The sequence below is a fragment of the Saccharothrix obliqua genome (assembly GCF_019375475.1).
Taxonomy (GTDB): domain Bacteria; phylum Actinomycetota; class Actinomycetes; order Mycobacteriales; family Pseudonocardiaceae; genus Actinosynnema; species Actinosynnema obliqua.
On sequence record NZ_JAHXGQ010000002.1, the window covers coordinates 662,733 to 678,357 of the forward strand.

Annotated in this window: 10 protein-coding genes and 1 pseudogene; 3 read left to right on the forward strand and 8 right to left on the reverse strand. The window is 73.3% G+C overall.

Annotated elements, in window-relative coordinates:
• Nucleotides 1-46: 46 nt before the first annotated feature.
• The 5 genes from KZQ38_RS36970 to KZQ38_RS09035 are packed head-to-tail and all read right to left on the reverse strand — an operon-like array spanning nt 47 to nt 10,999.
• Nucleotides 47-1,783: an acyl-CoA dehydrogenase gene (locus KZQ38_RS36970; RefSeq protein ID WP_219440183.1), complete on the reverse strand. Its 1,737-nt coding sequence runs from the start codon at nt 1,781-1,783 to the stop codon at nt 47-49.
• Nucleotides 1,770-7,322 (reverse strand): SDR family oxidoreductase, encoded by a 5,553-nt coding sequence (locus tag KZQ38_RS09020; protein WP_219440184.1) that lies wholly within the window; start codon nt 7,320-7,322, stop codon nt 1,770-1,772. The genes KZQ38_RS36970 and KZQ38_RS09020 overlap by 14 nt, the downstream gene beginning before the upstream one ends.
• Complete coding sequence (locus KZQ38_RS09025; protein WP_219440185.1) at nt 7,319-8,629, reverse strand: acyltransferase domain-containing protein; 1,311 nt, start codon at nt 8,627-8,629, stop codon at nt 7,319-7,321. The genes KZQ38_RS09020 and KZQ38_RS09025 overlap by 4 nt, the downstream gene beginning before the upstream one ends.
• Before the next feature lie 46 nt (nt 8,630-8,675).
• Nucleotides 8,676-9,500 (reverse strand): SDR family NAD(P)-dependent oxidoreductase, encoded by an 825-nt coding sequence (locus tag KZQ38_RS09030; RefSeq protein ID WP_219440186.1) that lies wholly within the window; start codon nt 9,498-9,500, stop codon nt 8,676-8,678.
• A 35-nt stretch (nt 9,501-9,535) separates the two neighbouring features.
• Entirely contained in the window at nt 9,536-10,999 is a 1,464-nt protein-coding gene (locus KZQ38_RS09035) for a wax ester/triacylglycerol synthase domain-containing protein (protein ID WP_219440187.1), read from the reverse strand.
• Nucleotides 11,000-11,450: 451 nt separating this feature from the next.
• Between KZQ38_RS09035 and KZQ38_RS09040 the strand changes: the two genes are divergently transcribed.
• Genes KZQ38_RS09040 through KZQ38_RS09050 form a run of 3 tightly spaced genes read left to right on the forward strand, consistent with a single transcriptional unit; the run spans nt 11,451 to nt 13,530 of the window.
• On the forward strand, nt 11,451-11,729 hold the full coding sequence (locus KZQ38_RS09040; protein ID WP_219440188.1) for a hypothetical protein: 279 nt from the start codon (nt 11,451-11,453) through the stop codon (nt 11,727-11,729).
• Between the two features lie 41 nt (nt 11,730-11,770).
• Nucleotides 11,771-12,052: a hypothetical protein gene (locus KZQ38_RS09045; RefSeq protein WP_219440189.1), complete on the forward strand. Its 282-nt coding sequence runs from the start codon at nt 11,771-11,773 to the stop codon at nt 12,050-12,052.
• 26 nt (nt 12,053-12,078) lie between these two features.
• Nucleotides 12,079-13,530, forward strand: a complete 1,452-nt coding sequence (locus tag KZQ38_RS09050) for an ABC1 kinase family protein (RefSeq protein ID WP_219440190.1) — start codon at nt 12,079-12,081, stop codon at nt 13,528-13,530.
• Nucleotides 13,531-13,587: 57 nt separating this feature from the next.
• Here KZQ38_RS09050 and KZQ38_RS35965 read toward each other — a convergent pair whose 3' ends face one another.
• From KZQ38_RS35965 to KZQ38_RS09065, 3 genes and pseudogenes are all read right to left on the reverse strand, one after another.
• Nucleotides 13,588-13,938, reverse strand: a complete 351-nt coding sequence (locus tag KZQ38_RS35965) for a hypothetical protein (RefSeq protein WP_257900974.1) — start codon at nt 13,936-13,938, stop codon at nt 13,588-13,590.
• Between the two features lie 19 nt (nt 13,939-13,957).
• A pseudogene (locus KZQ38_RS37470) lies at nt 13,958-14,116 on the reverse strand (RNA polymerase-binding protein RbpA); the annotation flags it as partial.
• A 330-nt stretch (nt 14,117-14,446) separates the two neighbouring features.
• The gene (locus tag KZQ38_RS09065) at nt 14,447-15,610 is read right to left on the reverse strand and encodes a winged helix-turn-helix domain-containing protein (RefSeq protein WP_219440193.1); all 1,164 of its coding nucleotides are present in this window, start codon (nt 15,608-15,610) and stop codon (nt 14,447-14,449) included.
• Between the last annotated feature and the right edge of the window lie 15 nt (nt 15,611-15,625).

Genomic DNA, 15,625 nt, shown 5'->3' on the forward strand with positions numbered 1-15,625 from the left:
AGCGGAATACAGTCAACCGTCGACGGCGGCGCGGAGGAATTGTGTTTCACCGATGCACCGGGTGGTGGAGCAGTTCTTCCGGCACGTCCAGCAGCAGTGGCGCGGCGTCGAGGTCGGTCAGGACGCGGTCGCACAGGTCGTGCTCGCGCTCGGCCAGCCGATCGAGCTGCTCGGCGGTGATCAGCCCTTCGCGGAGGTGGAAGGCGGCGTGCCGGGACAGCTCGCGCACCGCGTGCATCGCGCTCAGCGCGTCCGCCAGGCGTGTCGCCGAGCCGGCCGGCGAACTCGCGGGCGCCTCCGCGACCGCTTCGAGCATCAGGCGCGCCACGTGCGCTTCGGCCAGTTCCGCGCCCAGGTGGCTGCGGTTGTTCCACGCCTCGAAGCCCTGCTGGCCGCGGCTGGCGGCCAAGCGCATCCGGTCCGCCAGTCGCTCGTACAGCAGGCGCTCGCGTGCGCGGGCGAGACGGGGCCACGACGCGGGATCGGACAGGTCCATGTCGAGGGCGCCTTCGCGGAGCGGGGGTTCGTAGTGGTCGCCGGCGGCCATGCCGCGGGCGGCTTCCAGGACGATGAGGTAGCCGTCACCCGCGGCGGGACCCAGCATGTGCGCCAGCCCTTGGTAGTCGACCCACCGGCCGGTGGCGAACACGCCGTGCGCCCCGCAACGGAGCGCGCACGTGGTCACGATGTCACCGGTCAGGGTGCTCGCGACCGCTTTGACCAGGCCGTAGGTGCGGTTCAACGCCGGTCCGGGCGACCAGGCGGACCCGTCCGGGGCGTGCTCGCGCGACCGGGTGCGCGCCGCCTTGACCCGCTCGACCAGGCGGGTCAGGGCGTAGCAGTCCGCCAACGCGCCGAAGAGCGGTCGCTGCTGGGCGCGGTGGTCGAGGACACCCCGCTCGCCGGCGAACCGCGACACCGTGAGCCGGTTCCGGGCGTGGCGCAGTGCGTTCACGACACCGGCACGGGCCACGGCGGCCAGCGCCGCCGACGAGGCCACCCAGGCGTTGTGCCGGATGTCGAGCGACCGCCTCAGCCGGCGGTCCGCACCGCCGAGTGGGTCGGCGAAAGCCCCGTCCGCGTCGAAGCGGGCGTTGTCGGCCAGCAGCGCGGTGCCGGGCAGGCGCAGGCCGTCGAACTCGATGAGCGCGTAGTCCAAGGGCAACAACGGAGCCTCCGGCAACGGGACCACGCGCACGCCGTCCGGTGTGCCGTCGGCGGTGCGGATCGGTGTGACGAACGGGAACACGCCGTGGTCGCGTCCCCCGGCTCGGAGCCTGGCGTAGACCACGCCGGTCTTCGGCACGTGCGCCAGCCCCACGTTGGGCATGAACTTGCGCGCGGCCTCGTCGGGGGTGCGTAGCACGAACTCCCCGGTGGCCACGTCGTGCTCGGCGGTGGTCCGGATGCCGAGGTGACTGTTGCCCCGGCCCAGCTCCGTGACGAGCAGGGCCCCGAAGCTGGACATGTCGTCCAGCTCGCGCACGTGCTGTTCGGCTCGCTCGTCACCGAACTCGACGATCGCGCCGAGGCTGAGGCACACGTGCAACGTCAGCGCGAGGAACAGCGGTGGATCGGCCACGGCGGCCCACTCGAGGGTGGTGAACAGCTTGGGCAGGTCCCGCAGCAGGGCGCTGCCCGGTGGCAGGTGCCCGCCGACGACGCGGAGCCTCTCGTAGGTCAACTCGCAGCGCTCCTGGTAGTCCATGCCGCCGCGGGGTCGGAACACCTCGTGCCGGAACAACGTCGCCAGCACGTCGCGGAAGTCGTCATCGACCGGCACGGCTCACCTCCTCCGAGGACGTGATGCCCGCGGCGCGCACCCCGGTCAGCCGCACCAGGGGCGTGCCGTCGGGAGCCGAGGCCACCGCGTCACCGTCGGCGGCGACCACGGTGATGCCGTCGCCGTGCCGGTCGAGCAGTTCGACGTCGTTGGCACCCGTGTACCACTCCACCCGCTCCACCCCGGTCGGGATCGGCAGCGGATCGTCCTCGTCGCGTCGGTCGGCGATCAGCGCGCACTGGATCAGGGCGTCGACCAGCAGCACCGGCAGGCGCAGCCCCGCCAGCCGCTCGGCCCACCGCCCCAAGGAGGGGCGGAACCGCGCCCGGGCGCGGTGTGCGCCGGCACGCACCTCCGCGAGGCAGGCGAACGGCGGGTCGAGCACCACCGGACCGGTCGTGCCGTAGCGGAACCCCGTCTCCGGCGGAGGTGCCCCCGGCGCGCTGCCGGCCGCGGGGCGCGGGTGCCGCGCGGCGAACTCCACCACGGCGGCGGCGTGCGGGCGCCCGCCGACGAGCAGCCGCCCGTCGGGCGCGACGACGTCGGCCAGCACGCGCACCCGCACCCGGCCGTCACCGGTGTCGGACGCCTCGACCGAGCACGTGCGCCCGGCTCGGCCCAGGACGGTCAGCGGAGCGCGGAACTCCAGGTCGGACACCGCCACCGGCACACCGCCGCGGTCACCGCGCAGGCTCGCGGCCACCGCCAGCTCGGCGATCCACGCACCCGGCAGCGTGGGCGCGCCGTGCAGCCGGTGGTGCCGGAAGTAGCCGTCCTCGTCGGGGTCCGGACGCCAGAGCAGCGCGCGCCCGCCGGGCTCCGGCGCGACCTCCACGGCGTGCCGGCGGGTGGTGACGAGCAACCGTCGCTCCGCGGTCCCGAGGTGGGTCACCTCCGGGTCGGGCAGACCTCGGCGCAGTTCGCGCAGGACGAGGTCGACGCCCTCCCGGTCCGACAAGCCGGTGAGCGCGCCCTGCCTGCGCAGCAGGTCCCGCACGACCGGTTCGGCGGCGAACCCGGACTGCTCCCACAGCGGTGAGGCGAACGTGGCCTCACGACCGCCCGGGCTGGCGGCCCGCCAGTGCGCCGCGAGGCCGAGGACCTCGTTGGCCGAGCAGTAGTCGGCCTCACCCGGCCAGCCCAGGACCGCCAGCAGGGAGCCGATGTTGAGCCAGCGGTCGGGACGGCGGTGCGCGAACGCGGCGCACAGGTTGAGGTAGGCGAGCACCTTGGTGTCGCGCACCGCGCGAGCGGTGTCGAGGGAGGTGGTGGCCACGCGCCCGCCGACGTGCCTGCCGGCCGCGTTGACCAGCAGGTCGACCCGGTGGTGCGTGGTGAACACCCGGTCCACGGCCGCCGCGGTCTGCGCGGGGTCGGTGAGGTCGCAGCGGATGAAGCGGACCCGGTCGCCGCCGAGGATCGCGGCCAGGTCACCGACGGTTCGCGCGGTCTCCGCCGCCGCCGCGCGGTGGTCGTACTCGGCCGACAGGCTCGCCACCGACGACGTCGGGTCTTCCCCGCGACGCCGCGACAGGAACTCCGCGCGGGTGGGTGGTTCCCCGGCTTCGGGGGCGTGGCGGCCCAGCAGGTACACCGCCTCCGGTGCGCTCTCCTCGGCCAGGCGCGCCAGGAGCCGGGCGGTCAGCCCCCTGGTGCCGCCCGCCGCCACGACGATCCCGCCGCTTGGCAGGGCCCCGTCGGCCGCCGGTCCGGGGTCCTCGACCAGCCGGTGCTCCAGGCGCCGCCCGGCCGCGTGGACCACCACGGCCAGGTCGTGCGCCCTGGCCGATTCCCGTGCCAGCAGGTCCAGGCCCGCCGGCGGGTCCGTCAGGTCGGTGACCACGGCGAACACCAGGGCGTTCGGCGTCTCGCGGGCCAGCGCCTTGACCAGCCCGGTGAACAGGCCCGCCGCCGGGTGGGGCGCGGCCGAGCGGACGGCTCCGGTGATCAGGACCGCGTAGGACGAGCTTCTCCGCCCGCGCCACCTCTTGGCCGCGAGGAACGCGAGGTCGTGCGCCACGCGAAGCCGGTCGAGAGCCGAGAGGTCCGCCGACGCCGGGCCGTCCGCGTCCACCCGGATCAGGACGCGGACGTGCTCGAACGGCGCCTCGTCGGGCGGCAGGAGCGCGGTCAGCTCCGCGGTGGTCGGCAGGCCGCCTCCCGCGGACGCGGGCGCGACGACGACGCACGCGTCCCGTGGCAGCTCGACGCCGTCCACCAGTTCCGGGTGCGAGAGCACGACCAGGCTGCCGGGCGGCACCGACGGCAGCGGCGACCGGACGCGACGCGGCGCGGCCGGAACCAGCCGAGGCGTCACCCGGGTCAGCGTCGTCCCGGTGGGCGCGGACCCGCCCGGGGCGGCCTCGGGTTCGGACGGCGTGGTGAGGTCGACCCAGGTGCCGACGTCCGCCGCCGAACCCACCGTCGCCTCGGCGTGCCCGCCGGCCAGCCGGGCCACGACGGCCAGCAGCGCATCGGCTCCCGGGTAGGTTCGACCCGAGCCGGCCAGCGGCGTGTGCCGGCGGGGCCTGGTGGCCGGGTCGGTCGGGCCGAAGCGGGTGCGCAGCCGGCACAGGACGGGTAGCGAGTGCCGCCGGGCGGTCGACTCGCGGACGAGCACCACCAGGAAAGCGCCTTCGGCCGGGGCGTCGGTCACGCCCGCCGAGGACAGCAGTCGCCGGTACTCCGCGGTGGTGTTGCCGTTGACGCCGGCGACCACGGCGGCGTCGAGGTCGCCGTGCCGCAGGTAGCGCTCGGCCGCGCGCAGCGCGTCCAGGCTCGAGTCGGGGCCGGCGTCGAAAGTCGCGTTGAGGCCGCGGAAGTCGCGGACGGAGGCCAGGCGCGAGGCGATGATGTTCGGCATGATGCCGGGGAAGGAGTCCTCGGTGGCGGCGGGCACCAGGGAGCGCACGTCGGCGGCCAGCCGGTCCAGCGACTCGGCCAGGTCGGCGTCGGCAGCCGTGTGGTCCACCAGCGCGCGGTCGAGGTCGCCCAGGTAGCAGCGCAGCGCGTAGTGGACCGCGCGGCGCGTGGGGCCCATGTGCCCGACCACGACGCCGGTGGTGTCGTGCAACTCCTCCAGCACCGCGTCGACCTCGGGGGGCAACGCCGCCGCCGCGCGCAGCACCATGACCTGCGTGCGGTCCATGCCGCGCAGCGTGGCGGGTGGCAGCCTCACCTCCCGCCACCCCGGCAACGGGTGGTCGTCGCCGAAGGTCACGGGCGGCGCGGGCGCGGCGCCGCGCAGCCAGCCGGTCGCGTCGCCGCCGGGCACGTCGACCGCCCACCCGACGACCACGACCTCCTCCGCCGCCGCGGCAGTGCCGCCGCCTGGCCGGTCGGGCCGGTCCTCGCCGAGCACGAGGTGCGCGTCGGTGCCGCCGAACCCGAACGACGAGATGCCCACTCGGCGGGTGCCGTCCCGTCCCGCGCGCACGGCACGTGCCGCCCCCGCTGTCGGCGGCGTGAACCGGCCCTCGGCGACGGCGTCGATGGGATCGCGCAGGTACGGCTGCGCGGGCGCCTCGCCGCGGGCCAGACCGGACAACGCCTGGCTGAGCGAGACCAGCCCCGCGGCCCAACCGGTGTGCCCGACCACGGCCTTGTTGGACGACAGCAGCGCCGGACCGCCCTGCCCGGCGACCTCCCGCAGGGCGGTCACCTCCGTGCTGTCGCCCGCACGGGTCCCGGTCGCGTGGGCGACGACCCAGCCCACGTCGGCCGGGTCGACCCCGGCGGCGCGGTAGGCCCGGCGCAGGGCCAGGGCCTGGCCCTCGGGGTTGGGCGCGTAGATGGCCTTGCCCCGGCCGTCGCCCGCCAGCCCGATGCCCTCCACGACGCCGAGCACCCGGTCGCCGTCGGCGTGCGCGCGGTCCAGCCGCTTGAGGACCACGGCGCCGGCCCCGTCGGAGAACAGCACGCCGTCCGCCGCGCGGTCGAAGCAGCGCACCGTGCCCGACCGGGAAAGCCCCTGGAGCTTGGAGAACAGCACCAGGTTGCGCGCGCTGTAGGCGAACGCGCCGCCGCAGACGGCCAGCTCGGCACTGCCTTCCCGCAGCGCCTTGACCCCGAGGTCCAGGGCGTAGAGCGAGGAGGAGCACGCGGTGTCCACCATGACCAGCTCCGTGTCGTCCGGCAGCAGTCCCGCGATGGCGTTGCGGCCGACCCGGTGGGGCAGGAACTCGTGCGGCGGTTGGCCCAGGCGGTCGTAGCGCTCCCGCAGCACGCGCACGGCGTCCTCCGGCAGGCGGTCGGCGACGCGGTCGAGGTAGCCGGTCAGCACGAGGTGCGCTTCGAGGTCCTGGCTGCCGTCGGCGGTGTAGCCGAACGCCGCGAAGCAGCGGTCGCCCGCCGACCTGCCGACGCCCTCCAGCGCCGCGTGCAGGCAGTGGCGCAGCCACAACGTGGTGGCCTCCCGGCTCAGCGCGGGGTCGCCCGCCAGTTCGGCCGCCAGGCGCGGGTGGGGGCGGAAGTCGGTGATGAACCCCGATTCCGGGGAGTAGGTCCGGTCCTCGGAATCGGGATCGGTCGAGTGGAAGGACGTCACGTCGAACAGCACGGGACGGCGGAAGGCGTTCCGCCCGTCCGACAGCAGCCGCCACAGCTCGCCCGGGTCGTTCGCGCCGGGGGTCACCACGCCGACGCCCACCACCGCCACCGCGTCGTCCCGCGCCCGCACCCGGGCCACCCGCTTCTCCTGTGCCGCCGTCCCGGCCGCGCTGCGCTCCGGCGACGGCGGGTCCGTGGCGCCCTCACGGCGCGGTGGCGCGAGCATCGCGGCGCCGAGGGAGAGCCCACCGTCGGCCACCACTGTCTGCCCGGTGATCCAGGACGCGGCCGGCGAGGCGAGGAAGACCACCAGTTCGGCGAGTTCCTCCTCGCGCCCGAGGCGGTGGCCGAGGGGCGTCGCCTCCCGCACCCGCTCGGCCAACCGCTCGGCGTCGGGGAACAGGCCGGCGACCGCGCTGTCCAGCAGGCCGCCGGAGGCCGTGTTGACCCGGATGCCGTCGGGGGCGAACTCCACCGCCAGGTAACGCGTCAGCGCTTCCACGGCGGCCTTCGTGGTGCCCACGGTGGCGTAGTCCCCGATCACGAGCGAGCTGCCGATCGAGGACAGGTTCACGATCGCGCCACCACCGCGGCCGACCATCAGGCGCGCCGCGCGCCGGGCGCACCTCAGGCTGCCGCGCAGGTTGGTGTCCACCGCCCGTTGCCAGTGCGACTCGTGCAGTTGGTCCATCGGGAGCAACGCGCCCGACGCCGCGTTGTTCACCAGCACGTCCACCGCGCCGTGCCGCTGCCGCACCGCGTCGAACATCGTGTCGACCTGGTCCGCGACGGCCACCGACGCGCGCACCGCCTCCGCCGACCAGCCCCGGGCGGTCAGCTCCTCGACCACCCGGGGGGCCTCGGCGGTGGCGTGGAAGTAGTTGACGATCACGTGTGCGCCCCGGCGGGCGAACGCCGTGGCGACCGCCCTGCCCACCCCGCGCGCGCCTCCGGTGACGAGGACGACCCGGCCCGCGAACTCGCCGCTCACCGCGATGCCCCGGCCGTGGTGACGTAGTCGGCGATGCGGCCGAGCGTCGGCAACTCCCACACCGGCAGTTCCGCCGGGCGATCGGCCAGGCCGAACCGCTCGACGACCCGGCCCAGCAGCGAGGTCTGCTTCAGCGAGTCGACACCCAGCTCGGCCTCCAGCAGGGCGTCCTCGGTCAGCAGGTCGGCCGGGTACTCCAGCGCGGCGGCGTACAGCTCGCGCAACTCGGCGAGGACCCGGCGTCGGTCCGCCGCCGCAGGCGCTACCGGGACGGGCTCACCGACCACGCCGACCACCTGCGCCTCGGCGGGCGGGGAAGTCCGCGCCGGCTGCCCGTTGCGGGACGCGCGCGCCGGTGGCGGTGCGGCCGGGTCGGTGGCGGCGCGCAGGCCCGCGTCCTCCTGCTCGGGGTCGACCAGCGGGGCGACGACCCGCACGTCGGGCACAGTCTGCTCGACGCACTTGACCAGGGCGTTGAGCGCGCCGCTCTCGATGAAGGTGGTGTGGCCCTTCGCGTGCAGCTCCCGAACGGCGTCGACGAACCGCACCGGGCGCACCAGGCACTCGGCCAGCGCCCACTTGAGGTCGTCGTCGTCGGTGTAGCGGCGGCCGTGGACGGGCGAGTAGACCGCCTGCTCGAACGGGTGTTGGCGGATCCCGCCCGTCCTTTCCAGGAAGTCGGCCACCGCCGGTCGCATCGACGGGTGGTGCGACGCGTAGGGCAGGTGCAGGCGTGCGAACAGCACGTCGAGGTTCGCCGCGAGCCGCTCGGCGCGGTCCAGTGCCGGCAGCGGACCCGCGAGCACGGTCTGGCGAGGCGCGTTCAGGCAGGCCACCACCAGGTCGGGCTCGTCCAGCACCCCGGCGACGTGGCCGGCGGTCGCCTCGTCGACGCCGATCGCGGCCATCCCGCCCCGGCCTTCCCAGGGCCTCAGCGCCGCGGCCCTGGCGCACACCAGCCGGACCCCGTCGGCCGGCGTGAACGCCCCGGCCGCGACCAGCGCCGCCATTTCCCCGAAGCTGTGGCCCACGAGCAGCCGCGGCGTGACCCCTCGCGCGACGAGGATGCGGTGCACGGCCACGGAGACGCCGAAGATGGCCAACTGGAGCACCTCGGCCGGTTCGGCGAGCAGGTCGCGGATCGGGCGCGGCTCGCCGTCGAACAGGGCCGCCGACACCGGCGGCACGTCGAGCCGCGCGGCGGCGGCGTCGATCTCGTCGAAGACGGCGTCGACTTCGCGGTGGGAGGCCCTGGCCTGCCGGAGCACTCCCGGGGAGTACGCGCCGAGACCGGGGAACAGGAGCACGGGACGATCGGACACTGATGGGGCCTCCGGAGGTATCCGTGTGGGCTCAGACGGGGATGCGGCCGTGCTGGAGGAAGCCGAGGAGCTGCGGCCCGCCGACGAAGCAGGTCGTGCCACCGTCGGAGACCAGGCAGCTGCCGGTGACGCCGCGCGAGGCGTCGCCCGCCAGGTAGACCACCGACCCGACCACGTCCGACGGGTCGCCGATCGCGCCGGACGGCACCGCCGCCAGCAGACCCGCGCTCGCGTCCGGGTCGGCGAGGAAGGCGCGGGTCAGGTCGGTCCGCACCCATCCGGGCGCCAGGGCGTTCACCCGCACACCCGCGGCAGCCCACTCGGCGGCCAGCGTCCGGGTCAGCGAGATGACGGCGGCCTTGGTGACGGCGTAGTGCGCGAGCATGGGCGTGCCGCCGAGCCCGGCGATCGACGAGATGTTGATGACGGAGCCGCCGCCCCGCTCGACCATGTGCGCACCGAACACGTGGCAGGCGTGGACGGTGGACTCCAGGTTCAGCCGCAGCACCCGCCTCCAGTCGTCGAAATCCAGGTCCAGGAACGGGCCCGCGTGACCGATCCCGCCCGCGTTGTTGACCAGCACGTCCAGCGCGCCGAACTCCGCGAACGTCGTCCGCGCGGCCTGGCGGATCTGGTCGCTGTCGTTGACGTCGCAGGTCAGGACGAGCGCCCGGCGGCCGAGCGACTCCACCTCCCCGGCCAGGCGCTCCAACGCGGTCGTGCCGCGCGCGAGCAGCGCGACGTCCGCGCCCGCCTCGGCCAACCCGGTGGCGACCGCCCGGCCGATCCCCCTCGACGCCCCGGTCACGAGTGCCGTCTTGCCCTTCAGGTCGAACAGGTCCAACGCGGACGCCATGGGTCCTCCGGTTCGCGGGTCGGTTGTGGCGGTGCTCAGGCGGTCGTGGCCGGGGCGTCGGCCCGCGGGGCGAGGGCGATGACCTCCTCGAAGCTGTCACGCAGCGCGGCGACGAAGGCGTCCGGATCGGTGAACGCGCCGGTGTCGAGCGTGATCCCGATGTGGCAGCGGTCCCCGTACGTGGTCAACGCGATGCTCGTCGCCCCGCGCAGCAGCGGCGGGAACGGCGAGACGCCCAGCACCCTCGCCCCGACCAGGCGGAACTCCCCCGGCACACCGGGGAAGTTGGTGGCGATCAGGTCGTTGCCGTGGAACATCCGGGTGAACACGAACCTCACCAGCGGTCCGGGCAGCGGCGTGATCGGGCGGGTGAGCAGGTCCAACGCGCGCAGCACCGGTTTGGTGCGCACCGCGGCCACCCGCCGGCGGGACTCGGCGATCCGCTCGACGGGGCTCAGGCCCGACACCGGCATGGCCAACCTCGTGCTGGCCAGTCGGTTCCCGGCCGGCAGGTCGTCGCGTCGGCGCACGCTGATCGGGATCAGGAACGGGACCGCGGGCAGGTCCAGCCCGAAGTGGCGGTGGTACCGCTCGAAGCCGCCCATGAGACCTGCCACGAAGGCGTCGTTCAAGGTGCCGCCCCCGGCCTTTCCCCCCGCCCTGAGCGCCCGCACGGGGAACTCCAAGGCGTCGAAGTGCATCGCGTGGCTGCGTGCGCGCAACAGTGGTGACGCGGGGACCGGTGGCAGCAACGTGGTCCGGGCGAACGACATCAAGCCGTCGGCGACGCGGTCGACCGGCGGCAGGGCGAACCCGGGCTTGGCGTTGCCCCGTCTCGCGCGGATCCCACCGGCGGCGCGGACCAGTGCCGGGACCACCCTGGACAGGTTCTTGGCGAGGCGGCCGGTGAGCAGTGCGACGGCGACGGCGGGCCGCGCTTCGGGCACCGGCGGCAGAGCGGGTTCGCCCACCGAGGACGTCGCGTCGTCCAGCACGACCGCGGCCAACTGCGCCGCGCCCAGGCCGTCACTGAGGCTGTGGTGCAGTTTGAGCAGGTAGGCCGCCCGGCCGCCGCGGCCGTCGTCGAGCCCTTCCACCAGCGTCACCTCCCACAGCGGGCGTTCCGGTGGCAGGGGCGTGGAAGCGACCGCCTGGGCGAGGTCGAGCAACTGGCGGGTCGTGCCGGGCTCCGGCAGCCGCACCCGGCGCACGTGGTTGCGCACGTCGAAGGTCCGGTCCACCACCCAGAACGGCCGCCCCAGCCTCAGCGGCGGCTCCAGGGCCCGGTGCCGCAACCGGGGCGCGATCCGGGTGCTCCACTCGTGCCTGTCCACGAACCGCCCCCAGTCGGGGCACCGGTCGAGCACGAAGACACCCAGCATGTTCGACCGCATCCCCGGGTGGTTCTCCGCGCGCCAGAACAACGTCTCCAGGGCGTTCATCTCGACCGGCGCGCGCCAGACGGCGCGGGCGGGTGCCCCTGTTCCGCGTTCGGCCATGCTTCCCCCTGGAATTTGTCGACGGGGAATCGAGCAGATTGAGCGGCATTCGCAGACGAGCCGCGCTTCGACACTTTCATCTCACATACATTCACCGGCCACGTGTACCCCCATTGGTGTGACACCTCCGGTCGGCACCGCAAACCGGGAGAGGTACTTTTGTGTGAAGCCATCCCGGCTAACGGCGACGCCCGGGTGGCCGTACGGTGGTTCAAGTGCCGTGACACTGCGTGCGGAGGAGCGGTTCCAAGCCGGCAGCGGGCCGCCCGGAAGGGCGGGACCAAACGATACGCAAATATGCCGCCCCACTCGGCCACCCTACCGATAGGGGCAGCACGAAAGTGCCGTGGTCGCCGGGACGGGACGCGGGCAAAATGGACTCCGGCATTCGTCGTGCCCGGCGTGATCGGAAAGTTCGCACGACTGGGAAAAAGCCAGGGAAGTGATGAGGGTGACCACCAGCAGGACCACCAGGCCCGGGTTGACGAGGTTCCTCGGCAACCTCGTCGACGACACCAAGGACTTCATCGACGACGTGCTCGACCGCGGCGGCGAGGTGGAGCGCGACCTGCGCGGTACCGCCCGGCGGACGTTCCGCGAGGACGAGCGCGACCCCGCACGTGGCCGCGACGACCGGCAGGAACTCGCGCTGTTGCGGGAACAGCTCGACGAGCTGGCCGAGAAGATCTCCCGGCTGTCGTCGGCCGAGGAGCAGGCGCGGACCAGCTGAAGCCCACGCGCGCGACGCGGGCTCGGACGGAGTGGATGGGCATGGGGGCAAGGCGCGTGCTCGTGCGTGAGCGGGACGGCGGCCTCACCGACGTGGCGAGGCGGCGACCGGTCACGGACTCGGAGGTCCTCGACGACCTCCGCGCCGGGCGGCCGTTCCGGGCTCACCGGCGTGACACGGGAGCCGACTGCACGATCGAGGTCCTCGCCCGCGTGCTGGGACTGCCGCTCGGCCTGAGCGGACGACGTGACACGCGCTCGCCCCTCGCGCAGTTCGCGGAGGGACTGATCGGCTCGCGTCGCCCCGGTTGCGATCCGCGTTGAACCCGGCACGGGCGAGGCTGGTCGCCGTGACGCTCGCACGCGTGGTTCGCTCCGGCCGCGAGCAGCACCCCGGCTCGCGGCGGCGTGCCGTCGCGGTGCGGCGAGCCCTCGAAGCGCTCGGTCCGCTGTACATCAAGCTCGGGCAGGTCCTGTCCACCCGACCCGACCTCGTCTCCGCGGCCATGACCGATGAGCTGGCCACCCTGCACGACAACGTGCCCGCCGCCCCGTTCGACGGCTTCGCACGGGTGCTGGAGGAGGAGTTGGGCGTCGGGTGGCGTCGGGGCTTCCGGTGCTTCGACGCCGAGCGCCCGCTGGGCTCGGCGTCGTTGGCGCAGGTCTACCGCGCGGACATGCCGGACGGCCGGCCCGTGGCGGTGAAGGTGCAGCGGTCCGGGGTGCGGTCCGTCGTCGACGCGGACATGGCGGTGCTGCGCCGCGCCGCGCGGTGGTCGGCGCGCCTGTGGCCCGAGTTCAACGCCGTCATCGACTTCAGGGCGATGCTCGACCTCATCTTCGACGCCGTGCGCGGCGAACTCGACTTCACCGTCGAAGCGCGGCAGATGGAGATCGGCAGGAAGGCCACCGGGGATTTCGCCCACCTCACCGTGCCGGAGGTCGTCAGGGCGACACCGAGGGTGCTGGTGCAGGACCTGGCGCCGGGACGTTCGATCCGCGACGCCGTGCCCGACGAGTTCACCCGGCACGAGCGGCTGGCCATCGCCCACGACCTGATGGCGTTCATGTACCGCGGGTACTTCGTCGAGCGGATCTTCCACGCCGATCCGCACCCCGGCAACGTGTTCGTCGCGCCCGGCCACCCCGCCGCCCTGATCGACTGGGGCATGGTCGGCCGCCTGGACCGGCCGCTCAGCCTCAAGCTGGCGCTCACCCTGATCAACATCGTGCAGAACGACGGCGACGGCGCGGCCAAGGCGTGGATCGAGATGGGAAAGCCGACCCGCCGGGCCGACATCGGCGGATTCACCAGCGACGTCGCCGCGTTGGTGCCCAAGGCGGCGACCGCGACGCTGGCGGAACTCGACTTCGGGCTCACGCTGACCGCCGTGCTGCGCCACTCCACCCTGCGCGGCATCAAGACCAACCCCGCCGTGCCGCTCTTGGGCAAGTCCTTCGCCAACATGGAGGGCTCGATCCGCTGCCTGGCCCCCGAGCTTTCCGCCGCGGAGGTCTTCCGCGACCAGCTCACCGACATCATGGTGGACCTGGCGTGCGAAACGCTGTCCGAGGCCCAGATCGCGCGCACCATGACCGAGCTGCTGTTGACGGCAGACGGAAGCTACAACCAGGCGCGGGGCATCCTCCGCGACCTGGCGGACCGCGAACTCCAACTGCCGGTGGAGTCCGGCAACGGTCCCGGGGCCAACCCCACCTTCACCCGGCTGGCGCTGCTGGCGATCGCCGTTGCCGCCGTCGGATACCTGAGGAGGGGCTCTTCCCGGCACGACGGTGCTTGACGTCCGTCGCACGACCGTCTGGACGCACGGGACGATTCCATCGTCCTTCGGGGATGTTCATCGACGGCCTGGTCGGGACCGTACCGTCATCCGCGCCGCGCTGGACAAGTCGGCCGGTGCGTCGCGCACGGCCTGGTTCAGGACCAGCGCGAGCGGCGCGGCTTCGGGGTCGAGGAGCCCGTCGGGTGATCCGACCGTGCGCAGGTCGAGGTTGAGCGCGATGTCACCCTTGGCGTTGGCTTCGGCGACGAGGTAGGACACGGCCTGTGCCTTGCCGGTGCCTCGTCGGCTGAAGAGGATGTGGTGATCGACCGTGTCCCAAGGGTTCGGCGACGCCCGAGTCGACTCGAACGTTTCGCGTAGCGCGTTCATGTCCCACTTCTCGGCACGAAAAGGGATCTCGGTCAACGCACGGTTCAACTTCGACAGCGGCGGTGGCCTCGGCGTCGGTCGAGAACGGCACGGTGAACTCGTGCCCTCGGCGGCACGCGAAGCGGCCCTGCACCCGCGGCGCCGGCCGTGCGTCGCGATCCGGTTCGCCGGTGGGTGTTCCCAGGCGGTAGCCCCGCAAGACCGGTCCGGGCATCGTGATCTCCGCTCGCGGATCGGCTGGGCTGGTGTCGCGAGCCGTTCTCGTGCCGGCTTTCGCCGGGCTAGGAGGCTTTGGCCTTGGTCCAGGTAGCGCCGTTGAGCCACTGCGGCTGAAACCAGAACTATGGCAACGCCTGACAAACCACCGGCGGAGCCTCGGTACGGAAAGTGGACGATCATCGTCGCCTCGGCGACTCCGTAGCCGACGTTGCGGACAACATCAGTTGGACCGGGCGGGAGACTCTGGCCCGGTCGGGGCCAGCGGTCACGGCAACGCGCTGACCGGCCATCGAGCGTAAGTGTTTGGCAAGCGACTTTTGGGTTACTACGAGGGTCCGGCCAGGCTGCGCAGGAGGGTTCGGCGGAGGTGGTCGTCGGTGGCGTTTGGGGCGATGGTGACCTCTGCGCATCCGACAGCGCGCGCCAAGTCGTGGCAGGCGTGTACGAAGCCGTCGATGGTGTTGGGCGTGAGGTCGTCGAGGGTCAGTCGCAGAACGGTCATCGTCTGCTCGCGCCGAGCGAGGTCGGCGCGTCCGACCAGTCGAGTGCCGACGAGCAGTGGGCAGACGTAGTAGCCGTGGACACGTTGTGCCGCTGGTTTGTACGCCTCCAGGGTGTGGGTGAAGTCGAAGAGCCGGGCGACTCGTGGCCGGTGCCAGATGAGGTTGTCGAATGGGCCGAGGAATGTGGCGCGGTCGGGCGGTCGGGTGCGTTCCAGAGCGTCGGGATGTGCCCAGGTCGGTGCGCTCCAGCCGTGCACACCGACCGGCCGCAGGACCGTGTCCGGCAGCAACTGCCGGGTAAGGGGCTTGGGGATCCGGATGTAGTCGGCGAGGTCGTCGATGGTGGCCACGCCCAGGACGCGTCCGGCTCGGTTGAGCAGTTCGAGTTGGCATTGCCGGTCGTCGAGCGCGTCGGTGAGCAGTTCGGCGGGCACGACGCGGTGCGGCAGGTCGAACAGTCGTTGCCAGTTGGTGCGCCGGGTGCAGGCCAGCTCACCGGACCAGACCAGGTACTCGACCGCGGTCTTGGTGGGGCTCCAGTTCCAGCCGTCGCCGGCGTCACCGTCGCCGCGGAGGTCCTTCATCGTCACGGGGCCGTGTTGCTCGACATGGCGCAGCAGCGCACGTGCGGTGGCGCTGTCGGGGTAGTCCGGGCGTCGACGGGTCGCGCGGCGGCGGAAGGCCCACAGCGGCCAGTCACGCAGGGGGAGCAACGCCAAGGCGTGGGCCGGGTAGTCGAAGGCGATCGGCTCGGGCCCACCCCACAACGCCTCGTCGATCTGGCGTGCGGTGAGGCTCGTGGTCCTGGTCGCCAACGTCAACTGGTGCGCGCGGGCCAGGGCGTTGATCGAGTCCAGTTGGACGATCCCGAGATCGCGCAGCGCTCGGCCCGGATCGTTGTCGACGCGGTCCAGGCGGGCGCTGTTGATCGCGATCGTCCTGACCTCGTCAACTGTCAGTTCCGTACCGGTCGTGGTGGGGGACATGCGCGGCGGTACCCC